The following is a 22,186-nucleotide window of genomic DNA, read 5'->3' on the forward strand; positions in this document are numbered from 1 at the left end:
CCTGTTTTGCAAGCCGGATTTGTTGGTATGAAATAAGAGTGGGTTATTTAAGCGAGTATACCCAGTTCACTATCTGTTTAATTTCGGCTGGTTTAAGGTTAGGGTGCGCGGGCATATCCACATCGCCCCAAACGCCGTGTCCACCGGTTGCTATCTTTTTAACCAGATGATTGGTTGAAGCCAGGTTTTTTGCATACTTTTTAGCAACATCGGCAAATGCCGGGCCTACAGATTTTTCGGCAACCTTATGGCAGGCCTTGCAATCTAACGACATCATTAAGTTCATACCTGCGGCGTTAGCCTTCATGTTGGCCATTTTTAGCTTCATATCAGGCGAATCCTGGCCGGCTAATACCGGGGTGGTTTTACTTAGCGTGGCTGCGCCTTCATCATCTTTAACCTCAACCGATACATTGTAGTTACCTTTTTTGGTATAGGTGTAAACCAGTTTTGGCAAAGCCGTTGTTTTTTTGATGCCGTTGCCCAGGTTCCAGGTGTAGGTCATTGTGTTATTTTCCGGATCGGTTGCTGTTGCGGTAAAAGTTACCGCTAAAGGCAATTTACCAAAAGCTTTATTTGCAGCAATGCTTTTTACTTCGGGCGCACGGTTGCCGGTGTTGTAATCAATGCGGGCCAAACCGGCATCTTTGTTTTTGGTAAACCAGCCCGAGCCATATTCCAGCACATAAATTTTACCATCCGGGCCGGTCTCCATATCAATAGGTGAGTTGAATTTGGTAGTGGCCATAAATGGCTCCATTTTGTCCAGGTCGCCGTTTGGTTGCAGGGTAAGTACTTTTATCCAGCCACGGATCCAATCATAAAAAAATACCTTTTTATTATAATAATCGGGCAGTCGGGTTGCCTTTGGATACAAGTCGGTATAATAAATGGGCCCGGCCATAGTAGTACGGCCGCCAGAGCCAACTTGCGGAAAATCTTTCGATTCGCCATACGGGTACCAGATAAATGCAGGCTGCGCAGGCGGCAGTTCTCTTAAGCCTGTGTTGTTCCTGGAATCATTTATCGGATGCAGCGGGTCAAAATTGGGGCCCGATTCGCCGGTTTCATAGTTATATGCATGGTAAGGGATATTGGGGCCAATAAACAACGGCCAGCCGAAGAAGCCTGCTGCTTTGGCCTGGTTAAATTCATCATAACCGCGGGGGCCGCGGGTGGCTAAGCTATCGTTATTGGCATCGGGGCCAACTTCGCCCCAGTACAGGTAGTCGTTCTTTTTATCAACGGCTATACGGTATGGGTTTCGGTCGCCCATTACATAAATCTCCGGGCGGGTGCCTGCGGTGCCCGGTTTAAATAGGTTGCCCTCGGGAATGGTATAAGATCCATCACTTTTTATTTTTATTCTCAGGATTTTGCCTCTTAAATCGTTGGTATTCCCGGCAGAGCGCCTGGAGTCGTGATTTAAGTGCTCCGGGCGGTCATCCAACGGAGCAAATGAATGTGTGTCATGGGGCAGGTTTTTGCCCTCATCAAATGGCGTGGTATTATCGCCGGTAGATACAAACAACAAATGATCTGGCCCAAACGCTATGGAGCCGCCTGTATGGCAGCAAATTTCGCGCTGGGAGTACAGCTGCAATACAACTTTTTCTGACTTATTATCAATGGTATCGCCCGTAAGTGTAAAGCGCGATAAACGGTTTACCGAAGTATCTGCAGGGCTGTAATAAATATAAACGTAATGGTTGGTTTTAAAATCCGGATCGGCCTGGATGCCTAAAACGCCTTCTTCGGCATTTACCCCTTTGGTGTGCAGCGTTTTAAAATAAGCGTTCAGGAAACCAACCTGTTTAATGGTTTTGGTGGCATTTTTAAACAGCATGATCTGGCCGCGACGCTGGGTTACTAAAATATCCAGGTTGGGTAAAATGGTCATTTCTGTAGGCTCGTAAAAAGTGCCCTGAATAAGGGATGTTCTTACAAAACGGTTTTCCTCCGGTACGCGCAGGGTGGTACATTTGGAGTAATCGGGTTTTTTATTGTCGCCAATGGCATATTTAATACCGCCCAGCAGGTGGCCTAAATATACAGGGTCGCTGTACGATTCGTCGGTATGGCCAAGTTCGGTATAAAAGGCGCGCCCGTTTTCAAAATTGTGATACCAGGCCATTGGGTGGTTATCGCCGTTGATGCCGCCTTTGTAGCTATTTTCATCAATTTTAATAAGCACATGCAGGTTTTTGCTGATCTTTTTAAAGTTGTACCACTCATCTGTCCTTTTCCATTCATCGGGCAAAGCGCGGGTTGAGGGATGGTTTTTATCCACCACTTTTAATATGGCCTCCTGCATAGCAGGGTGGCTGTCAAAGTAGGCGCCTACCAAACGGCCGTACCATTGCCAGTCGTATTCGGCATCGGCGGCAGCATGCACGCCTACAAAATTGCCCCCTGCCTGCATATAGCGTTCCAGGTCGGCCTGCTGGTAATTATTAAGCATATAGCCGGTAGTGCTCAGGAAAACAACTGCGGCATATTGGCTAAGATTGGCTTCGCTGATTTTTGCAGCGTTGGATGTGGTATCAACCGAAAAATCGTTTTCGGCACCCAGTTTAATGATAGCTGCAGAGCCTGCCGCAATGGATGCATGATGATAACCGGATGTTTTTGTGAATACCAGGATTTTGGGCTTAACAACTATTTTGCTGAAGTTAAATACAAGCATAGCAAGCGCCAGCAGTAAAGTAATTTTTAATCGCATATAAAATTATTGATAGGTTTTATTGGTTGTTATGGCTTGCCGTTTTATACTTAAAGCCGGCCAAATGTAGCCATTTCCATCGATTGCGTAACTTTAGTATCGCAAATATTACAAGTTTATAATAAGGTGGTTTGCCGGGATAGAAAACGAACTGCAGATTAAGATGAATTTAAAAAAGGAAGCGCCTGGCGGCTCAGAAAACAAGATTTGTTTTTGATAAATCAACCGTGCTTATTTCTCAATCAGCGCCAGCCAATCAAGCACCACTTTTCTTATGGCGGGCTCTTTGCTTTTTAAATCATCCATATCCTTAATGTATACCAGGCGGCGGCCGTCTGTGTAATCGCCAGTTAACAAACCACTGGTGTCATTAACTTTTGCCCCGCTGGGGAAAACGAGCAGAATGCGTTTATGCAGGTTCATCACCATGATATACCTTTTATATTCTTTCGGGTTAAAAGGCTTCATTTCGCCCGTGTACAAAAAGCTGGGGGCGTTCCATTTAATTTCCTCGCCAATTTCGGGGTCGACGTTTAAAACTATCTGCCTGATGGCTTGCACAATTTGGGCAACCGGGGCATCCAGTTTTTCAATGTATTCTGTTACCAGCTGGGCGTTTAATTTGGGCATGGCTTTTTAATGAGATTTTATTTAGTCTGTTTTTGTAATTTCGGGTATATATCCAAACCTAAAACTTTAATATATGTCCTCAAAATGCATTCTACCTCTCTTTGTCTTGATAATTAGCTGCCTCAGCGTAAAATCACAAGTAATTTTAAATGCCGACTACGCTAAAATAAAGCATGAAGTTGGGTTAAAAGGTGGGAGATTGAGAAGAAGTTTCATCGAAAAAAACATAGAGACGAATGGACGCTACAAAAAAGTTATTTTTTCGTACCCATTGCCACCAGAAGGAAATAGCTGCCTGATGAAAACCATCTATTGTTTAACGCTAAAAAATAAGTGTTTTAAATATTATGAGGATTACTGGGGAAATGATCTTGCAGAAAAAAGAATAGCCGATCTTAAAATTTATTACCCCAATTTAAAGCAAGTAAAAAATGAGTCACGATGGATTGATGTTGACAACAAATTTGAAGTGGATTTAATTCCGAAAAAAATAGGCGGCAATAATTTTGCTTCTGCTTATTTGTTAAAAATCAAACAAATCTGAAATTAAGGCGTCATATCACCTTGCTCTAAGGAGGGGCTCCTCCTTCATTTTTATTTCATACTGTATATCAAAAAAACATATACCTTAGTTCTGCATTTTAAACCTTAGTTAAGCAAAATTCGCGGCCGTTTTCGTAACAATTACGCGGCCTGCTTGTCAATATATAAATACATTTTACAATGGCTATTAATCTTCAAAAAGGACAAAAAATAGATATCGGACTGTCGAAAATGACAGTTGGTTTGGGCTGGAACCCAAATGAAGGCACAGGTTATGATTTTGACCTGGATGTATCGGCTATCATGATAGATGGCAACAGGTTTGTACCGGAAGACGAGTTCTTCGTTTTTTATAACAACGTAGATTCGCCGGACGGCGCCGTTCATCATACCGGCGACGATCCTTCGGGCGGTAACAGCGATGGCGGCGATGACGAATCCATCAATATTGATTTAACTAAAGTTGACGGCAAAATACAGGAGATATTGTTTGTGGTAACCATCCACGAAGCGCAACCTCGCAGGCAAAACTTTGGCCAGGTGCGCGATTCATATATCCGCATTATTGACGAGCAAACCGGCAGCGAAGTTTGTAAATATGAGCTGGGCGAGGATTTTTCTATCGAAACAGCTGTTGAGTTTGGCCGTTTATACCGACGCAACGGGGCCTGGAAATTTGAGGCATCGGGCGTGGGTTACAAGGAAGATCTGGCCTTCTTTTTAAGTAAATATTTTAAAGGGCAAATCATTAAGTAAGCAAGGCTATGGCAATTAATCTGGTAAAGGGTCAAACAATTGACCTGCGTAAAAATGATAAAGGCGAAAGCTTCGATTTGTCGTCGGTAACCATCGGCTTAGGCTGGGATGTGAGGAAAAGCCATGGCGGCGGCGGTTTTTTGGGCAAACTATTCGGCGGCGGCAGCGAAGAAGTGGAATACGACCTGGATGCCATCGCTTTTGTGCTTGATAAAAACGGCCATGTGGCCAGCAGGGGCCGCACTTTTCAAAAGCCAAACGGTAATAAAATAAATTTATACGAGGGCGATGTGGTGTACTTTAACTCCATGCGCCATCCGTCAAACCACATCTGGCTTACCGGCGATAACCGTACAGGCGCGGGCGATGGCGATGATGAGCAAATCATCGTAAAACTGGATTCGCTGGACCCCAAATACGACCGAATTTTGTTTATCGTAGCCATATACCAGGGCCAGCGGAAAAACCAGCATTTTGGCATGGTCGAGAACGCCTTTATCCGCGCCGTTGACAATCACGGTAAGGAGATAGCCAAATTCAGCCTATCGGGCGATGCCACCTACAACGGCATGTGCTCGATGAAATTTGCCGAAGTGTACCGCAAAGATGGCACCTGGAAATTCCGAGCCATTGGCGAACCGTATGCAACGGATAATTTTTTAGAGTTACTTAAACAGTATTAAATTGGGTTGTACGTTGTAAGTTATACGTTGTATGTGCCTGTTTGGTAAAAAAACGTATAGCTTACAACATATCGCGTATAACCTTTATTTAGAACAGCTAACAATATTGAAATTTGGTTGTACATCTATATTTGCCAATTCGGGCAAAACGTATAACTTACAACGTATCACGTACAACCTACACCGCCTGCAATGTATCAACACTACTCCTTCGATCTCTGGCTTACGCTGATTAAATCAAACCCTTATTTTAAAATAGAGCGTACCAAAATCTTCCACCGGGATTTTAACCCGATGGGTAAAAGTATTGACGAGGTGGCTAAAGCCTTCAGGCAGGTGGATTTGATGTGCAACGCCGTAAACGAAAGTACAGGCAAAAACATTGATGCCGATGAGATGTACCTGATGGTGATTAGCCTGATTAATGACAACCAGCTCAGCTTATCAGATATTGATACCGGCAAGCTGTACCTGAATATGGAGAAGCTGTTGTTCTATTACATGCCGCTGGTATACTCGCCTGTAACAATTTCCACGTTGCAGCATCTAAAAGATAAAACAGGTAGTACATTTAGTTTGTTAAGCAATACCGGTTTTATAAAAGGGGCAACCTTAAGAAAGGTACTGGTGGAGTTAAAGATGAATAACTACTTTGATTTTCAACTGTACTCGGATGAGGTGGGAATGTCGAAGCCAAACCCGGCCTTGTTTAATTTAATGCTGCAAAACATCAAACAGGTTAACGCCGGTAAGGATATCCTTTTAAGCGATATTATACATATAGGCGATAACCCTAAAGCTGATGTTGAAGGCGCCCGTGCGGCGGGCATAAAAAGTTTGCTCATCAACTCAAACAACCAATCTATTTTAGCCTTATTAAGTTAATGAACACTACCTACTCATTACATCATATCAGCAACGATAGTAACTTCGGCTTTTGCCCGGATAGCTACAGCCGTTTCAAATTTGGCGATGAAGCGGTAGCCCGTGAATTTGGCAGCGCTTTGATTGATGGTTTTATAGCAGAAGTACTGTTGGCACAACCTATAACGCAACAAATTGTGGTGATATCGAGCCCTTATTCGTTTATCCCGACGGCTACTTTTGCCATGAAAACATGGTTTGTTTACGGGCTTAACCGCTGGCTGGCACAACATGGCTACCCGGTGGTGCAGGAAACCAAAGTACACCGCACTATTACTTATAAAGAGGATTATGGCGAACTGGATGCTGAGCAAAGGATGAACCTGATAGGTAACGATTCGTTCCATATTGATAAGGACTTTTTGACCGGCAAAACGCTGATATTTTTGGATGATATTAAAATAACCGGCAGCCACGAGCGCATGATCATGAAAATGGTGAATGCATACGGCCTAAGCAATGATATTTACATGCTTTACTTTGCCGAACTGATGAATAAAAACATCCACCCCAACATCGAAAATTTTTTAAACTATCACCAGGTAAAAACCATTTTCGACCTCGAGCCTATTATTCAAAGCGGCAGTTTTGCCATTAATACCCGCATAGTAAAATACATATTAAATTATAATCCCGATTGCTTTAGCATTTTTATACAAAACCAAGCGATGGATTTTGTAAACTTGCTATATGATATGGCTTTGGGCAATGGTTACCATACTATTGATGCCTACGCCCAAAACCTTAACTTTATTACCCAAAACCTATTTATAAACAATAAAAATCTGATTAAACATGGCAATTAATTTGCAAAAAGGCCAGCGCGAAAGCATCCATGCCCCAAAATTCACTATAGGGCTGGGCTGGGATACCAATAGCTCATCAACAGGCAGCGCATTCGATTTAGACGCCTCTGTTTTTATTTTGGGCGACAATAAAAGATTACTGGCCGACGAATATTTTGTGTTTTATAACAACCTGGTATCCCCGGATGGCGCAGTTGAGCATACCGGCGATAACCTTACCGGCGCCGGCGACGGCGACGACGAGCAGGTAAAGGTCGATCTATCAAAGGCTGATGCTAAAATCTCGGAAATTTGCATTGTGGTAACCATTCACGAGGCCGAGGCGCGCAAACAAAACTTTGGCCAGGTACGCAACTCCTTCATCAGGATATTTGATGCTGAAACCGGCGCCGATATTTTGAAGTATGAACTGGAAGAAGATTTCTCGATAGAAACCGCTGTTGAATTTGGCCGCATCTACAAAAAAGATAACAACTGGAAATTCGAAGCTGTTGGCGTTGGCATGAAAGGCGGCCTGCAGGATTATTTAAACAAATATCAATAACAGCTATGGCAATTAATCTTCAAAAGGGACAACGCATCAGTCTCGAGAAAAGTAACGGCAATAAATTAGAAAGTGTTTGCGTGGGCATAAACTGGGGGGCTATTGAAAAAAAAGGTCTTTTTGGCTTTGGCGTAACCAAAGAAGCGGTTGATCTTGACGCCAGCTGTGCTTTGTTTGATGAAAGTAAGCGCCTGATAGATGTGATCTACTTCGGCAACTTAAAATCAAAAGATGGTTCGGTAAAACATAGCGGAGATGATCTTACCGGTGATTTAAATGGCAACGACGGTATAGACAATGAAGTAATTACTGTAAACCTTCCGGGTTTGCCTGCATCGGTAACTTACGTGGCATTTATGCTGAACAGTTTCCGTGGGCAGGATTTTGGCACCATTCCTTTTGCGTCTATCCGCATTTATGAAGGTACGCCAACCCGCGTAAACGAAGTGTTTGCTACCTATGATATTGCACACAGCAAAGATTTTGCCGGCCACGTTGCCATGGTGATGGGCGTTTTTTACAAAAAGAACGGCGAATGGAAATTTAACGCCATTGGCGAACCAACCCGCGACCGCAAACTGGAAGAAACCGTTAAAACAGTTACCAATAATTATTTATAATATTCTGTGGTCGGTGTTCTGAGGTCTGATTTCTGAGATCGGACCTCAGACCTCAGAAATCAGACCTCAGATTATAACTTAAAACTCAAGAAAATGGAAGGCGCACCAAATAACAACCCGATAAATATAACCCCGGTTAACCTGGATATAACTCCGGCACCGGGAACAACAACTCCTGTAAAATTGCTGGATAAGGAGGGCAATGTAGATTTAGCTAACATTACGCCTACCGAAGTACAAAAGTACAGCGAAGTGGCCAAGGCCCTCGACCCTAAAGATGTTAACTCCATCCTTAACTATGGCACCGATGTGCAGGCTTCAATGGAGAAGTATAGTAACAACTTTTTAACTTCGGTACGTACCTATAACTCCGGCGAAGTTGGTTTACTGATAAACGACCTGCTTACCGAACTGAATTATATTGACGTGGATGAACTTAACCAAAACGCGTTCACCTCCTTCATCTCGCATATCCCTTTTATGAAAAAGCTGGTGTTTGATGCCAAAAAGCTTTTCCAGAAGTACGATACCGTGATTAACAACATTGATAAGATCACTAATAAGATAAAGGCAGGGCGTGTTAACTCGTTAAAAGATAATAGTTCGTTGCAAACTATGTTTGACAGCAACGTAACTTACATCCACCAAATGGAAGAGCTGATTATCTCGGGCCAGTTAAAATACAATGAACTGAGTGAGCAGTTGGCACAAATGGATGCCAACCCATCGGCCTATAACGATTACGAAATTGCCGACCTGCGCGATTTTGTGAACCGCCTGGATAAACGCCTTGCCGATTTAAAGGTAGTAAGGTTTATCATGATGCAATCATTGGCACAAATACGCGTGGTGCAAAGCAATAACACTACCATAGCCGAGAAAGCGCAATCCATCGTTTCAACAACCATCCCGGTTTGGAAAAACCAGCTTACAATAGCTGTTGCCCTAAACCGCCAGAAGGAAAATGTGGAGATGCAGAAAAAGATCTCGGACACCACCAACACCATCCTGCAAAAAAATGCCGAGCTGCTGAAACAAAATAGCATTGATGTTGCCCGCGAGAATGAGAAAACGGTAGTATCGCTGGATACCCTGAAACGCACAACCGCATCGCTGATTGAAACCCTTACCGAGGTAAAACGCATTCACGATGAAGGTACTGCCAACAGGAAGGTATTGAACACCGAATTGCAGACACTGGAAACAGAGTTGAAAAAGCACGTGACTAACGCGTAAGCGAAACCCCTCTAAATCTCCCCTTCAGGGGAGACTTTTAACGATCTTCCGAAAATCGCCTGCATGACACAGGCGATTTTCTTTTAAAGCCCTGCCCTTCAGGGTAGGGTTTGGGTGGGGTTTCTTTTTTCGTAAATTTGTACTTGATTCATGGACGAAAACAGGTTAAATATTTTAAATCAGAGTAACCGGATGCTCAGTAAGCTGCAACTACTTTCTGTATTTTTTGGCGACGATATGATTTATAAAATTTACCTGCGCAGCCAGGTGATCCATAAGCTGTTTGAGGCCAATCCCGAGCTGGATATCAATAAACTCGACCTGTTCCACCTCCAGTTTACCCAAAGCCTTATCGACCTGCTCCGCAAGATCAAAAAAAATAACGAGACCAACGTAAGCCTGTTGTTTGACGAGATACAGATTAACCGCGAAATGATTGAACGGCTGAACGACCCAACTTATACCCTGGCAAATTTCAACCTCGAAAAGCAAAGGCAGGCACTCAAAATCAATTTGTCGTTGCGTAAGCTGTTCCAGGTATTGTCTGATAGTTCAACAGAAAATCCGCTGTCTAAAAACATCAACGCGTTTAGCTCAAGGTTTGCGGCCGATTTTTTTTATACTATTAGTACCGACCTGATGGAAGAAGTTACGGCTTTTAATCTTGCGGACGTTTACAAAAATGAATACGCCAAAATTCAGCGTAAGCTAATGGGGGTGTTGTGCAAATATGATTTTAAAACAGAGTTTTATTGCGGCTTAAAATCAGGAGCGCAGGTAATAGAGGTTTACAAGTTTATTGATACCGACAGGTATTTTATATATGCCCCCGGCGATAACCTGTTTGTGTTTTTTGACGTTGCAAAAATAGCGGGGCTGGATATGACCACCAACATGTCGAAAAAAGAGCGGCTGATGTATGAACTGAAAGACAAGAACGACAGGCTTGAAGGCAATGCCGCTGCGATGAAAGCGCACATGCCGTCAGAAATTGCCGCCCTGCTTGCCGACAATTATAAAAAGATCTCGGATATCACCTTCCTTGATAATATCAGCAATATTGATGTGCAAGCCAATATTTTAAAAAGCATGCTCAATACCGATTTAATTTAGTTTATTTAACCTTAACAAAAATACATTACCTGTTTATATGGATTTACATACAATATTAGGCCCCGATATTAAAGCGGGCCTGCTCATTATTTTAAACCTGATCCTGATAGAGAGTTTACTATCTGTAGATAACGCTGCTGTGCTTGCAACTATGGTGCTCGATCTTCCGAAAGATCAGCGTAAAAAAGCTTTACGTTATGGTATCATCGGCGCGTATGTACTACGGGGCGTTTGCCTTTTCCTGGCCGCGTGGCTGGTAAAAATATGGTGGTTAAAACCCATTGGCGGCTTATACCTGTTATACCTTTGCTTTGATTATTTTAAAGGTAAAATTCAGGCAGCAAACGCGGGCGGCGAAGAGGAGGAAGTTGACAAAAGCAAAAATTGGTTATATAAATCAACAGTGGGTGTATTTGGGGTGTTTTGGGCCACCGTTGCGCTGGTTGAATTAATGGACCTGGCCTTCTCTATTGATAACGTATTCGCTGCGGTAGCTTTTACAGACCACGTGGTTTTGATTTACATAGGCGTATTCATTGGTATACTGGCTATGCGTTTTGTTGCCCAGGCCTTTGTTAAGCTGATGGAAAAATTTACCTTCCTGGAAACTGTAGCGTTTATTGTGATAGGAGTATTGGGCTTAAAATTATCAGCATCATTATATATCCACTTTTACCCCGAAACAGGTTTCTCTAAGATGATGGAAGGCGAAGGAGCCGATATAGCTACATCGGTATTTACCGTAGCCATATTCATTATACCTGTATTAACATCGTTGTTATTCAACTTCCCCAAGCGCCACACCATCGAACCGGAAGTAGCCGAAGCCGCGGAGGATGTTTTGGATAAGCAGTAGTTCGGTTGGCAGTGGGCGGTTTTCAGTTGGCAGTTGGCAAAACTGGCCGGCAGTAATCAGTCTAACAAACTACGCACCAATGAACAAATGAACCAGTGAACAAATGAACGAATACCAATGAACTTTAACAAAATAATAGCTTCCATATTCGGCATCGGTTTTTTAAAAGGCGGCGGCACCTATGCGGCTATAGTTACCTGCGGCGGTATTTGGTTATTGTGGCAATGTCCCGCTTTACAAAATCCGTTCTATTTGCTGGCGATAGCCATCCTTATAACCCTGTGGGGTGTATACGTGAGCAACAAGGTTGAACCTGACTGGGGCGAAGATAGTTCGCGCGTGGTGATAGATGAGGTTGCCGGTATGCTCATCTCGGTATTGTTTTTACCGCAAAACCTTTACATTTTATTGGGCGGGCTCGTGCTGTTCAGGTTTTTTGATATCGTTAAACCGCTTGGTATCCGTAAAATGGAAGCCCTGCCCAGTGGTACCGGTGTAATGATGGACGACGTGCTGGCCGGCGTATATTCCAACGCCGTGCTTTGGCTGGTTTGTATTATATTCAGACTTAAATTTACCTGCTAACTTAAAAAAAGATATTAATGCAAAATGCCGCCCGTTAACAACTTGCGGCATTTTTATTATGATAAGAATTACAGTGGGTTATTCATTTTTATTCCCGCTTTCAGCCTTGAGCCTTCAGCTTATTCGTATCGCAAGGCTTCAACCGGGTCAAGCTTTGCGGCTTTTTTAGCCGGGTAGTAACCAGATATCAGGCCGATGAATGTACAAAGTACTACAGCGAATATCAGCCATCCCCATGGCACAGCAAATGTTCCGCTTATCTGAACAGCTATGACGTTACCGGCGGCCATACCTAATACTATACCGGCGGCCCCGCCTATGAGGCAAATTACTATGGCCTCAATTAAAAACTGCTTACGTATTACGGCCGGTGTGGCGCCTATGGCTTTACGTACCCCTATTTCGCGGGTACGTTCGGTTACCGATACCAGCATAATATTCATGAGGCCTATGGCTGCGCCAATCAGCGTTATAATACTAATGGCAAACCCTCCTGCTGTAATCCCCTGCAGCTGACCGGATAATTCCTTCTGGATCGAATCGCTTCGTGATATTTCAAAATTATCCTGACTGGCCACATTAAGCCCCCGCACATTTCTGAATAATGAGGTTGCCTCGCCAATAGTAGCATCCAAAGCTCCGGGGCCTTTCACTTTAACAGTAACCGTATAGGATGCGTTTTTATTGGTGTCAATTTGCTTGGCTTTTAATATCGGGATAATGCAAAACTTGTCGCCACCAAATGAGCTTGACCCTTTTGAAGCAATTACGCCTACTATTTTATACTTGTTGCCGCCAATAAAAACGTTTTGGTTAACCGGGTCGGAGTGTTTAAAAAGTTTTTGTTTAATCTCATCACCAATGAGCACCACGTTTGATCCGTGCTCAAGTTCGGAAGTTGAAAAATTACGGCCGAAAGAAAGCTTTTTGCCGCTGGTGGCCAGGTAGTTTTCGTTTGAGCCGGATATCGAGATATTCTGGTTTGTTTTTTCACTGCCGAATTTAGCAACAGCGGTGCCTGTAACATCAATATTAACGGCAATGGTAACGGGCAGTTTAAAAGTCTTTTTAAAGCGGTCGGCCTGGTCATAAGTAATGGGCGGGTACATTTTACGGTGGCCGCCATTGCCAAAGTTTAACCCTTCGCCCCGGTTTTGGATGGTGAAGGAATTAGCCCCCAAATCGGCAAACGCATCGTTGGTAAATTGCCTGATGCCTTCAATTGCCGTTAAAATACTCACCAGTGCCATAATGCCAATGGCAATAATTAATGCCGTAAGCGATGTACGCAACCTGTTACCGGCAATGGATTGTAACGCTATCGAAATATTTTCTCTGTAAGAGGTTTTTACCGGCATGGGCGTAATTATGTAATAATAAGCAGTTATATGACTAACAAGCCTACCGGTTTGTTACAGCGATTTAAAAGTAAATACGTTTAACAATAAAAACAGGAATGATGGATTCCATAAATAAGACACACGCCATTTTGCACACCAATAAAAAAGGCAACTCACCGAGTTGCCTAAATATCGTAAGTAATAAAATTACAAATTTACATTACTTTATACATGACTGCTTTTCTTAAATATTGTTAGTCTTGATTCTTAACTCCTGACTCTATTTTTATACCGAGAACGATGTTCCGCAACCACAGCTGCTTGCTGCATTAGGGTTGTTAAATGTAAAGCCACGGGCATTTAAGCCATCCTGGAAATCTATTTGCATGCCCATCAGGTACATCCCGTGGGCTTTGTGCATAAATACTTTTATGCCGTCAATAATATATTCCTGGTCGCCATCTTTTTTCTGATCAAAGCCCAGTACGTAGCTCATACCCGAGCAGCCACCACCCTCAACACCAACACGCAGGCCAAACTCTTCGCCAATCTCTTGCTGGTCCTTCAATTTAAAAAGTTCCTTAACGGCGCCCGGTGTAAATGATACCGGCAAAATTTCAACAGCAGTACTCATCTTATTTTATATTTAACTATACAAATATAAGGTAAAATGTGGATTTTTACATCCACAGCTATTTTATGACCTCTGTATAACATTTTAATAACCATGCTTACAACCCAATATTTATTAGATATTTTAAAGTTTACCATTGCCGGTGCCGGTGTTATATGGATAGCCTTTTACCTGGTTAAGCCCTATCTTGATAAACAAAACCAGGTACAGCTGCTGGAGCTTAAGCGCAGTGTAAGCAGCCAAACCCTGCCTTTACGGTTACAGGCTTATGAGCGTGTTGTGTTATTTATTGACCGTATTAACCCGGCCAATATGCTCATCCGTCTTAATGCGGGCGGCCTTTCGGCTGCCGATTTACATATTGTTATTGTTAACGAGATCCGTACCGAGTTTCAGCACAATGTTACCCAGCAAATTTATGTAAGCAGCCGGGTTTGGGCTGTGATGAAAAGAGTAAAGGACGATACCCTGAGCCTGGTGAACAACGCCGTAAAAGGCCTTCCCCAAAACGCTACCGCCATGGACCTGAGCAAAACCGTGCTCATCCACCTAAGTCAGCTGGAAGATGATCCGTATGAGATAGCCGTTAACCTGGTACGACAGGACCTGGAAGAATTATTTTAAACCACGATGGCTAAAAAATTCAGCACCACATCGGGTATCGAAATAAAGGAGGTTTACACCGCCTCCTCCAAAATGGACGAACTGCCCGGCCAGTTCCCTTTTACCCGCGGCATTCAAAAAGATATGTACCGGGGTAAAGCCTGGACCATGCGCCAGTACGCCGGATTTTCCACAGCCGAGGAATCAAACAAACGCTATCATTATTTATTAAGCCAGGGCACCAATGGCCTTTCGGTAGCTTTTGACCTGCCTACCCAGATTGGTTACGATAGCGATCATGAGCTATCCGAAGGCGAAGTGGGTAAAGTTGGTGTAGCTATCGATTCGTTAGAAGATATAGAAATATTGTTTGATGGCATCCAGCTAAAGGATATCACCACCAGCATGACCATTAATGCTACCGCCGCTATTTTGCTGGCCATGTACATCGCGTTAGCAAAAAAGCAAGGAGCCGATTTAAGTCAGATTTCGGGCACTATTCAAAACGATATATTAAAGGAGTATGCCGCGCGTGGTACCTATATATACCCGCCCACGCCATCCATGCGGTTAATTACCGATATATTTGAGTATTGCAGCAAAGAGGTGCCTAAATGGAATACCATATCCATTTCGGGCTATCACATTCGCGAGGCGGGTTCAACGGCGGTACAGGAACTGGCTTTTACCCTGGCCAATGGCAAAGCCTACTTAAAGGCGGCACTTGAAAAAGGGCTGGACATTAATGTATTTGCCAAGCGCCTTTCTTTCTTTTTTAACTGCCATAATAACTTTTTCGAGGAGATAGCTAAGTTCAGGGCCGCACGGCGAATGTGGGCGCATATTACCAAAGAATTAGGAGCAACCGAAGCCGGGGCGCAGAAACTGCGTTTTCATACCCAAACCGGGGGATCGACCCTAACTGCGCAACAGCCGCTTAACAATATCATCAGGGTAAGTAACCAGGCTTTGGCCGCAGTATTAGGAGGCACACAATCGCTGCATACCAATGGTTATGACGAAGCACTATCCCTGCCAACGGAGGCAGCTGCTAAAATAGCCCTGCGCACCCAGCAGATCATCGCCTTTGAAAGCGGCGTTACCGATACCGTCGATCCGCTGGCAGGTTCATATTTTATAGAAGCCCTGACCGACGAAGTAGAAGCCGCTGCGCAATTATACCTGGATAAGATAGAAGCCATGGGGGGCGCCGTTAAAGCCATTGAGCAGGATTATATTCAACAGGAGATAGCCGCATCGGCCTATCAGTACCAGATCGATATCGAAAGCGGCGAAAAAATCCTGGTTGGCGTAAACAAATTTACCCAGCAGGAAGATGCTCCCTCGGGCGTGTTCAGGGTTGACGACTCCATCCGCAAAATGCAGATAGAAAAAATTAAAAAACTCAAAAACAAAAGGGATAACCAGGCTGTTGAAACAACTTTACAACAATTAAGAATAGCAGCAAAGGGCACAGAAAATTTAATGCCTTTTATAATATCTTCGGTTGAAAATTATGCTACCTTAGGAGAAATCGCGGATATACTGCGGGAGGTTTTTGGGGAATATTAGTATCGCGGGTGTGGCTTCAGAATTTGTGTGGGTACCGTGCCATAATTAACAAAAGAACAGCTTTTATTTTTAATAAGCATTAAACCAGTGCTTTAGTTTTTAGTGCAACGTAAAAGGCTAAAATGGCTAAACAATTGCCTTTATTTTACCATATAGCAGCAAAAAAAGCGGGGCTATCCAGGTGGTTTTTAACGGATTAATCAAAAAGCCTAAAAATTAATTTTAAAATAATTCAATTGCATTTTTTATTACAAAACATTGCGTTATATACAAATTTTATACTTAAAAACAACTTTTGTTGATAACTAACGAAATGTTAAAAAAGTGAAAATTTAATTTTTTTATACACTTTTTTTGGACACATTTGATGTTCCGTAACAGTCCCAAAAGAAGTTGACTGAGGGGTTGGAAATCAAATAATTACTTATATTTACTATGGAAAAAACTTGTACTAACGTTTGGAATAGCTGTCTTCAGATCATAAAGGACAACATACCGGCCCAGAGCTTTAAAACCTGGTTCGAGCCGATAAAAGCCTTGAGAATGGAAGGGAGTGTCTTGACGATACAGGTACCAAGTTTGTTTTTTTACGAATGGCTTGAAGAGCACTACGTAGGGTTATTACGCAAAACGATTAAAAAACAATTGGGCGATGAAGGACGTTTAGAGTACAATATTGTTGTTGAGCAATCATCATCAAGTAAACCCTATACAACTAATATGCCTTCGAACGGAAATGGAGCCGAGTCAAAAAATCAATCGATGCCGATCCCTATCTCTATTAATAAGGACATTAAAAATCCTTTTGTGATACCCGGCCTCAAAAAGTTAAATGTTGACCCGCAACTGAACAGAAACTACACCTTCGAAAATTTTGTTGAAGGCGATTGTAACCGCCTGGCCCGGTCGGCAGGTTACGCAGTCGCTGCGAAACCTGGTGGTACTTCATTTAACCCGTTAATGATTTATGGCGGCGTTGGTTTAGGTAAAACACACCTTGCCCAGGCCATCGGTAACGAAATAAAACGTTCACTGCCCGATAAACTGGTACTTTATGTATCGTGCGAGAAATTTACACAGCAATTTGTAGACGCGCTTAAACATAATAACATTAACGATTTTGTTAACTTTTATCAGGCCATTGATGTACTCATTATGGATGATGTGCACAACTTTGCCGGTAAAGAAAAAACACAGGATTTTTTCTTCCATATTTTTAACCACCTGCACCAAAGCGGCAAGCAACTGATCATTACATCAGATAAAGCGCCAAAGGATTTGGCTGGTTTAGAAGAACGCCTGTTATCAAGGTTTAAATGGGGCCTGTCGGCCGATTTACAGATCCCCGACCTGGAAACCCGTATGGCTATCCTTAAAAATAAGATCTACCAGGATGGTATCGAACTATCAAACGATGTTATTGAATATGTGGCCCATAATATTGATAACAATGTACGTGAACTGGAAGGCGCAATGGTATCATTACTGGCACAATCAACTCTTAACCGCAAGGAAATTGACCTGAACCTTGCTAAACAAATGTTGAAAAACTTTGTGAAGAACTCATCAAAAGAAATTTCGATGGAGTATATCCAAAGCCTTGTTTGCGAATACTTCGAAGTACCTATCGAGATGGTAAAATCGCAAACCCGCAAACGCGAAATTGTGCAGGCCCGTCAAATTTCGATGTACCTGGCCAAAGCGCATACTAAAAGTTCATTAAAATCAATAGGGAATTTCTTTGGTGGCCGCGATCACTCTACTGTGATTTATGCCTGCCAAACAGTAGAAGATTTGATTGATACCGATAAAAAGTTCAAAGGCTACGTTGCCGACATCCAAAAGAAACTAAAAATGTCCTAACCGACCTGTTAAATCATATTACGATGGGCCCTGCATCAACATGCAGGGCTTTTTTGTTGATAAAAAACCAACATATAATATAATATAAATACAAAAACCACCGTAAGCATGGTTGCCTGCGATGGTTGCAATTAGTTGTTTGTTGATATCGTTACCTGATTTTTATTTAAACCGGGCGCCAAAACCAATGCCAATAAGCCACGGATTAATTTTAACATCAGCTTTGATACCGGCAAGTGCAGGCGCCAGTTCCGGATTTGATGCCGGTGTTAAATTTGATGCGTCAACGGTGGCGTTGGTTGATAAGAACACTTTCTTAACATCTATGTTCAAAAAGAATTTCTTATTCAGATCATAATCGAATCCCGCCTGCGTGGCGAAGGCAAATTTGTTTTGATAGCTAACGTTTTTTACCACTCCGCCTGCGTTGGCATTATAAAAAATAGTATAGTTGGCCCCTGCGCCTAAGTATGGTTTAAATGCAGTACCCGTTGGCAGGTGATATTGCAGTGTAAGCGTTGGCGGCAACAGCGAAACCTTGCCCAACGTAACATCGGCAGACGAACTACCGCCAATAGCCGTTAAATTTGAGGCCGTGGTGTTTACTTTATGCCTTGATGTGCCCAATATCAGTTCGGCCGAAAAATCCTTCATAAAGAAGTACGTAAAGTCAATTTCGGGAATAACAACCTTGCTGATATTGATACCGCCGCCAATTACACCAATAGCTGCGCTTTCCTGCGGGGCAACATATACGCCGCGAACGCGTACGTCCAACTCATTTTTTTGTTGACCAAAACCCCTTAAAGAGGTTATCATTAATATTGAAAAAACGGATAATAATAATTTGTTCATGTTGTTTAATTTTTAATTACAGGTCAAAGGTATTTGCTTCAAAATATCTAAATATGCCTAACGCCATGAAGCAAAATGATACTGATCATGGCTGTTTAGATGGTTGACCGCTAATTTTACAGCGGCATACTTATGCACCTAAAAAGGCTCGCATACCGTTGATTAACCGTTTACTATCGGCTGCATAAACCAGCAAAAAAACTACCCAATGCTTAAACCTGCAATAGTTTAAATGTTGTGTTTCATTTACCGATTGAAATAGCCCGTTAATCGATACATCGCTATAAATACGCCGTTGTTACAACATCTTTAGTACAAATTGGCTGCTCGCTTACTCAGCTGGTATTGTTGCGCCAATTCACCCATAATTAATTGTGCTTATAGATGTTGTTTACTTTAAAACCCGGCAAGTTGCTTGCCCTTATCGCATGTTTTTTGTTCAGCCTGTTTTCATTCCGCCGGGCCGGGGCACAAAGCCTGGGCGATCCGGTTGTTAAAATAACCTTTGGATCGGGCACCGCCTCCAGAGCGGGCGCGCTGTCGGCCGATTCGGGATCTACCACTTATGTTTACAGCGCAAGCGGGCAAATTGGCGAAAACTATTACACTATAACCAGCCAAAGTAATACTACGGTACACGGCGGTTTTGTAACCAGTTATGATCACGACTATGAAACAACAGGCAATACCAACGGATATATGATGGTGGTAAACGGCAACGTACAGGCCGGCACCGTTTATACCCGAACTGTACCCGGATTATGCGGCAATACCCAATACCAGTTTGGCGTTTGGATTAAAAACGTACTGTCAACCGGCGGCATACTGCCTAATATGGTTTTTCATATTTACGCTGCCGATGGTGTAACCGAATTAGGTACCGGCGTATCAACCGGCGATGTACCTACCGGTAACGTATGGCATAATTACACCGCAAACTTTACCTTACCAGCGGGTACAGGCGACGTAGTAATTAAACTGGTAAGTAATGCCAGCGGCACTCAGGGTAACGATTTTGCGGTAGATGACATTACCTTTAGTCCTTACGGATCAACGGTTTCGGCGGCTTTCAACGGTTCAACCACCGGCACCGAAACCACCTGCGCGGGTTCGGCGCAAACATATACTATTAATGCTACCAGCACGCTGGCCAGCGGATATGTGCAAAAACTGCAGGTTTATATCAATGGCACATGGACAGACCTCAGTACCGCCGGCACAGCAACTACTTATACTATAACCGCACCTACCACGGCCGGTACCTACCTATACCGCCTGGTTTCGGCTATAACAGCAAATATCACATCGGCCAGTTGCGTTGTGGCATCCAATAATTTAACGCTGACAGTTACCCCGGCGCCGGTAGCCGCATTTACTGTTGCCAATCAAACCTGCCTGGGCACGGCAAATGTATTTACCGATGCCTCGGTAACCAACGGATCAACTATACAATCATGGGCCTGGAACTTTGGCGACGGGCAAACATCGGCATTACAAAGCCCTACACATACCTACGCTAAAACCGGCACTTATACAGTAACACTTACCGTAGCAGGCAATACTGGCTGCACACCGTCGGTTGCTACCAAAACCGTAACTATTAATGCGTTGCCTGTAGCGGCGTTCAGCTTTACCACGCCCGATTGTTTAACCCAGCCGGTTACCATTACCGATCAATCAACAACAGGCACGGGTACAATTACAACCTGGCTTTGGGATTACGGCGACGGCACAACCGAAACCAAAACCACCAATACAGCTTTTACTCACCTGTACGCCAATGCAGGCACTTATAGTTTAAAGCTAACCATTACCAATACGGGCGGGTGTACGGCTGTGCTTACAAAAAGCCTTACGGTAAGTCCGTTGCCGGTGGTGGCATTCAGTATGCCCGATGTTTGCCTGGCCGATGCATCGGCTACATTTACAGATAACAGCACTATTGCCGATAATACCACCGGCAGTTTTACCTATTTGTGGAATTTTGGCGATGCCTACGCAACTACCGCCAATCCCAATACATCCACCCTGAAAAACCCGTCGCATAAATATACCCAGGCGGCGGTGTACCCGGTTACGCTTACGGTAACATCGGCAAGTGGCTGTACGTCCACCATCACCCAAAGTTTTACCGTAAATGGATCCATACCGGTAGCATCATTTACTGAAGCCAATTCATCGGCGCTGTGCAGCGATCAGCAGGTAAGCTTCACCAACACCTCTACTGTGGATTTTGGCAGTATTACCAAAATAGAGTGGTATTATGATTATGGCAATAACCCCGGCACAGTTGAAACCGATGAAAGCCCGGCCTACGGCAAGCTATATTACCACACCTATACGGCTTTCCATACCCCGGCCACGCAAAACTACCAGGTGCGCATGGTAGCTTATTCTGGCGGTAGCTGTGTATCCGTTATGGATAAAACCATTACGCTGCTTGCCGTACCCGATATAACATTTACCGCGCCATCGGCAGTATGTGTTAACGGCGGCACTGTACAGTTGGCCGCCCAGGAAACTGCCGGGGTAGCCGGTACGGGTGTATACTCGGGCACAGGGGTAAGCAGTGCTGGTTTGTTTGATCCGGCTGCAGCAGGGGCAGGCACTTTTACTATAACTTATGTTTATACAGCCACAAATTCCTGCCCGGTCTCGGCAAGCCAGGCTATTACGGTAAATCCTATCCCGGTTATTACTACGGGGCCAGATATAACAGTATTATCGGGCGGAACTGCCAAGCTGCCGGCTACTGCAACGGGTACCGGCCTCACATATTTATGGTCGCCGGCAACTTATCTTAATGATGCTACTTTGTTAAACCCAACGGTTACACCTACCGACGATATCACCTATACACTCACGGTAACCAACAGCTCGGGCTGCCAGGTAAGCGGGCAGGTGAATGTTTCGGTATTGCAGGGGCCGGTGGTGCCTAATGCCTTCTCGCCCAATGGCGATGGCGTTAACGACCAATGGAATATCAAATACCTGAACACCTACACTAACTGCACGGTTGAAGTTTATAACCGCTACGGCGCCAGGTTATTTGCTTCGGTAGGGTATGCTGTCCCCTGGGATGGAACCTACAATGGTGCAGCCGTGCCCGGTGGCGTATACTACTATATCATCAACCCCAAACATGGCAGGAGTACCATGTCGGGGTCGTTGACTATCGTCAGGTAATTTGCAAAAGCAGACTAAAAATTAAAGGACGTGACGGTTGAAAATAATCCATTTGTTTTTTATTTTATATTTTCAATAATTATTGAAAATATAAAATAAACTGTATGTTTGTATT

Annotated in this window: 20 protein-coding genes; 15 read left to right on the forward strand and 5 right to left on the reverse strand. The window is 43.6% G+C overall.

All coding sequences use genetic code 11. The features are described from left to right. Positions 1 to 43 precede the first annotated feature (43 nt). Positions 44 to 2,722, reverse strand: a complete 2,679-nt coding sequence (locus tag PQ469_RS28280) for a ThuA domain-containing protein (protein WP_274210663.1) — start codon at positions 2,720 to 2,722, stop codon at positions 44 to 46. Between the two features lie 231 nt (positions 2,723 to 2,953). Then, positions 2,954 to 3,352, reverse strand: coding sequence for a DUF1801 domain-containing protein (locus PQ469_RS28285; protein WP_274210664.1), 399 nt, complete (start codon positions 3,350 to 3,352; stop codon positions 2,954 to 2,956). A 73-nt stretch (positions 3,353 to 3,425) separates the two neighbouring features. On the opposite strand from PQ469_RS28285, the gene PQ469_RS28290 reads away from it, so the two are divergent. The 11 genes from PQ469_RS28290 to PQ469_RS28340 all read left to right on the forward strand — a co-directional run bounded on the left by PQ469_RS28290 (position 3,426) and on the right by PQ469_RS28340 (position 12,018). Continuing rightward, positions 3,426 to 3,896 (forward strand): hypothetical protein, encoded by a 471-nt coding sequence (locus PQ469_RS28290; RefSeq protein WP_274210665.1) that lies wholly within the window; start codon positions 3,426 to 3,428, stop codon positions 3,894 to 3,896. Between the two features lie 179 nt (positions 3,897 to 4,075). Next, on the forward strand, positions 4,076 to 4,651 hold the full coding sequence (locus PQ469_RS28295; protein WP_090651564.1) for a TerD family protein: 576 nt from the start codon (positions 4,076 to 4,078) through the stop codon (positions 4,649 to 4,651). Between the two features lie 8 nt (positions 4,652 to 4,659). After that, positions 4,660 to 5,334, forward strand: a complete 675-nt coding sequence (locus PQ469_RS28300) for a TerD family protein (protein WP_274210666.1) — start codon at positions 4,660 to 4,662, stop codon at positions 5,332 to 5,334. A gap of 192 nt (positions 5,335 to 5,526) precedes the next feature. Next, a complete protein-coding gene (locus PQ469_RS28305; protein ID WP_274210667.1) occupies positions 5,527 to 6,219 on the forward strand; it encodes an HAD family hydrolase in 693 nt (230 codons plus the stop codon). Beyond that, positions 6,219 to 7,064, forward strand: coding sequence for a phosphoribosyltransferase family protein (locus PQ469_RS28310; RefSeq protein ID WP_274210668.1), 846 nt, complete (start codon positions 6,219 to 6,221; stop codon positions 7,062 to 7,064). The genes PQ469_RS28305 and PQ469_RS28310 overlap by 1 nt, the downstream gene beginning before the upstream one ends. Further along, positions 7,054 to 7,608, forward strand: coding sequence for a TerD family protein (locus tag PQ469_RS28315; RefSeq protein ID WP_090651560.1), 555 nt, complete (start codon positions 7,054 to 7,056; stop codon positions 7,606 to 7,608). The genes PQ469_RS28310 and PQ469_RS28315 overlap by 11 nt, the downstream gene beginning before the upstream one ends. Positions 7,609 to 7,613: 5 nt before the next feature. Continuing rightward, complete coding sequence (locus PQ469_RS28320) at positions 7,614 to 8,228, forward strand: TerD family protein (protein ID WP_090651559.1); 615 nt, start codon at positions 7,614 to 7,616, stop codon at positions 8,226 to 8,228. Positions 8,229 to 8,321: 93 nt separating this feature from the next. Continuing rightward, positions 8,322 to 9,464 carry a toxic anion resistance protein gene (locus PQ469_RS28325; protein WP_274210669.1) on the forward strand — a complete coding sequence of 381 codons (1,143 nt, stop codon included), beginning with the start codon at positions 8,322 to 8,324 and terminating at the stop codon, positions 9,462 to 9,464. Positions 9,465 to 9,614: 150 nt separating this feature from the next. Beyond that, positions 9,615 to 10,577: a hypothetical protein gene (locus PQ469_RS28330; protein WP_274210670.1), complete on the forward strand. Its 963-nt coding sequence runs from the start codon at positions 9,615 to 9,617 to the stop codon at positions 10,575 to 10,577. Between the two features lie 37 nt (positions 10,578 to 10,614). Continuing rightward, positions 10,615 to 11,433, forward strand: coding sequence for a TerC family protein (locus tag PQ469_RS28335; protein WP_090651556.1), 819 nt, complete (start codon positions 10,615 to 10,617; stop codon positions 11,431 to 11,433). 117 nt (positions 11,434 to 11,550) lie between these two features. Then, positions 11,551 to 12,018, forward strand: coding sequence for a phosphatidylglycerophosphatase A family protein (locus PQ469_RS28340; RefSeq protein ID WP_090651555.1), 468 nt, complete (start codon positions 11,551 to 11,553; stop codon positions 12,016 to 12,018). 119 nt (positions 12,019 to 12,137) lie between these two features. Here PQ469_RS28340 and PQ469_RS28345 read toward each other — a convergent pair whose 3' ends face one another. Continuing rightward, positions 12,138 to 13,376, reverse strand: coding sequence for an ABC transporter permease (locus tag PQ469_RS28345; RefSeq protein ID WP_274210671.1), 1,239 nt, complete (start codon positions 13,374 to 13,376; stop codon positions 12,138 to 12,140). 268 nt (positions 13,377 to 13,644) lie between these two features. Further along, on the reverse strand, positions 13,645 to 13,992 hold the full coding sequence (locus PQ469_RS28350; protein WP_090651553.1) for a HesB/IscA family protein: 348 nt from the start codon (positions 13,990 to 13,992) through the stop codon (positions 13,645 to 13,647). 93 nt (positions 13,993 to 14,085) lie between these two features. Here PQ469_RS28350 and PQ469_RS28355 point away from each other — a divergent pair, with 93 nt between their 5' ends. The 3 genes from PQ469_RS28355 (at position 14,086) to dnaA (ending at position 18,030) form a co-directional block, all read left to right on the forward strand. Then, a complete protein-coding gene (locus tag PQ469_RS28355; protein WP_274210672.1) occupies positions 14,086 to 14,616 on the forward strand; it encodes a DUF7935 family protein in 531 nt (176 codons plus the stop codon). A gap of 6 nt (positions 14,617 to 14,622) precedes the next feature. Continuing rightward, a complete protein-coding gene (locus PQ469_RS28360) occupies positions 14,623 to 16,167 on the forward strand; it encodes an acyl-CoA mutase large subunit family protein (RefSeq protein ID WP_274210673.1) in 1,545 nt (514 codons plus the stop codon). 435 nt (positions 16,168 to 16,602) lie between these two features. Beyond that, positions 16,603 to 18,030, forward strand: coding sequence for a chromosomal replication initiator protein DnaA (gene dnaA / locus PQ469_RS28365; RefSeq protein WP_090651550.1), 1,428 nt, complete (start codon positions 16,603 to 16,605; stop codon positions 18,028 to 18,030). Positions 18,031 to 18,192: 162 nt separating this feature from the next. Here the strand turns inward: dnaA and PQ469_RS28370 are convergent, their stop codons facing one another. Next, the gene (locus tag PQ469_RS28370; RefSeq protein ID WP_090651549.1) at positions 18,193 to 18,885 is read right to left on the reverse strand and encodes an OmpW/AlkL family protein; all 693 of its coding nucleotides are present in this window, start codon (positions 18,883 to 18,885) and stop codon (positions 18,193 to 18,195) included. Positions 18,886 to 19,269: 384 nt separating this feature from the next. Between PQ469_RS28370 and PQ469_RS28375 the strand changes: the two genes are divergently transcribed. Further along, the gene (locus tag PQ469_RS28375) at positions 19,270 to 22,071 is read left to right on the forward strand and encodes a PKD domain-containing protein (protein ID WP_274210674.1); all 2,802 of its coding nucleotides are present in this window, start codon (positions 19,270 to 19,272) and stop codon (positions 22,069 to 22,071) included. The last annotated feature ends 115 nt before the right edge of the window (positions 22,072 to 22,186 follow it).

Source organism: Mucilaginibacter sp. KACC 22773 (assembly GCF_028736215.1).
GTDB lineage: Bacteria > Bacteroidota > Bacteroidia > Sphingobacteriales > Sphingobacteriaceae > Mucilaginibacter.

What these genes read in the sequence shown, in the direction of transcription:
- PQ469_RS28280 (WP_274210663.1), bottom strand. Translation starts at nt 2,722, where the DNA reads ATGCGATTAAAAATTACTTTACTGCTGGCGCTTGCTATGCTTGTATTT.
- PQ469_RS28285 (WP_274210664.1), bottom strand. Translation starts at nt 3,352, where the DNA reads ATGCCCAAATTAAACGCCCAGCTGGTAACAGAATACATTGAAAAACTG.
- PQ469_RS28290 (WP_274210665.1), top strand. Translation starts at nt 3,426, where the DNA reads ATGTCCTCAAAATGCATTCTACCTCTCTTTGTCTTGATAATTAGCTGC.
- PQ469_RS28295 (WP_090651564.1), top strand. Translation starts at nt 4,076, where the DNA reads ATGGCTATTAATCTTCAAAAAGGACAAAAAATAGATATCGGACTGTCG.
- PQ469_RS28300 (WP_274210666.1), top strand. Translation starts at nt 4,660, where the DNA reads ATGGCAATTAATCTGGTAAAGGGTCAAACAATTGACCTGCGTAAAAAT.
- PQ469_RS28305 (WP_274210667.1), top strand. Translation starts at nt 5,527, where the DNA reads ATGTATCAACACTACTCCTTCGATCTCTGGCTTACGCTGATTAAATCA.
- PQ469_RS28310 (WP_274210668.1), top strand. Translation starts at nt 6,219, where the DNA reads ATGAACACTACCTACTCATTACATCATATCAGCAACGATAGTAACTTC.
- PQ469_RS28315 (WP_090651560.1), top strand. Translation starts at nt 7,054, where the DNA reads ATGGCAATTAATTTGCAAAAAGGCCAGCGCGAAAGCATCCATGCCCCA.
- PQ469_RS28320 (WP_090651559.1), top strand. Translation starts at nt 7,614, where the DNA reads ATGGCAATTAATCTTCAAAAGGGACAACGCATCAGTCTCGAGAAAAGT.
- PQ469_RS28325 (WP_274210669.1), top strand. Translation starts at nt 8,322, where the DNA reads ATGGAAGGCGCACCAAATAACAACCCGATAAATATAACCCCGGTTAAC.
- PQ469_RS28330 (WP_274210670.1), top strand. Translation starts at nt 9,615, where the DNA reads ATGGACGAAAACAGGTTAAATATTTTAAATCAGAGTAACCGGATGCTC.
- PQ469_RS28335 (WP_090651556.1), top strand. Translation starts at nt 10,615, where the DNA reads ATGGATTTACATACAATATTAGGCCCCGATATTAAAGCGGGCCTGCTC.
- PQ469_RS28340 (WP_090651555.1), top strand. Translation starts at nt 11,551, where the DNA reads ATGAACTTTAACAAAATAATAGCTTCCATATTCGGCATCGGTTTTTTA.
- PQ469_RS28345 (WP_274210671.1), bottom strand. Translation starts at nt 13,376, where the DNA reads ATGCCGGTAAAAACCTCTTACAGAGAAAATATTTCGATAGCGTTACAA.
- PQ469_RS28350 (WP_090651553.1), bottom strand. Translation starts at nt 13,992, where the DNA reads ATGAGTACTGCTGTTGAAATTTTGCCGGTATCATTTACACCGGGCGCC.
- PQ469_RS28355 (WP_274210672.1), top strand. Translation starts at nt 14,086, where the DNA reads ATGCTTACAACCCAATATTTATTAGATATTTTAAAGTTTACCATTGCC.
- PQ469_RS28360 (WP_274210673.1), top strand. Translation starts at nt 14,623, where the DNA reads ATGGCTAAAAAATTCAGCACCACATCGGGTATCGAAATAAAGGAGGTT.
- dnaA (WP_090651550.1), top strand. Translation starts at nt 16,603, where the DNA reads ATGGAAAAAACTTGTACTAACGTTTGGAATAGCTGTCTTCAGATCATA.
- PQ469_RS28370 (WP_090651549.1), bottom strand. Translation starts at nt 18,885, where the DNA reads ATGAACAAATTATTATTATCCGTTTTTTCAATATTAATGATAACCTCT.
- PQ469_RS28375 (WP_274210674.1), top strand. Translation starts at nt 19,270, where the DNA reads ATGTTGTTTACTTTAAAACCCGGCAAGTTGCTTGCCCTTATCGCATGT.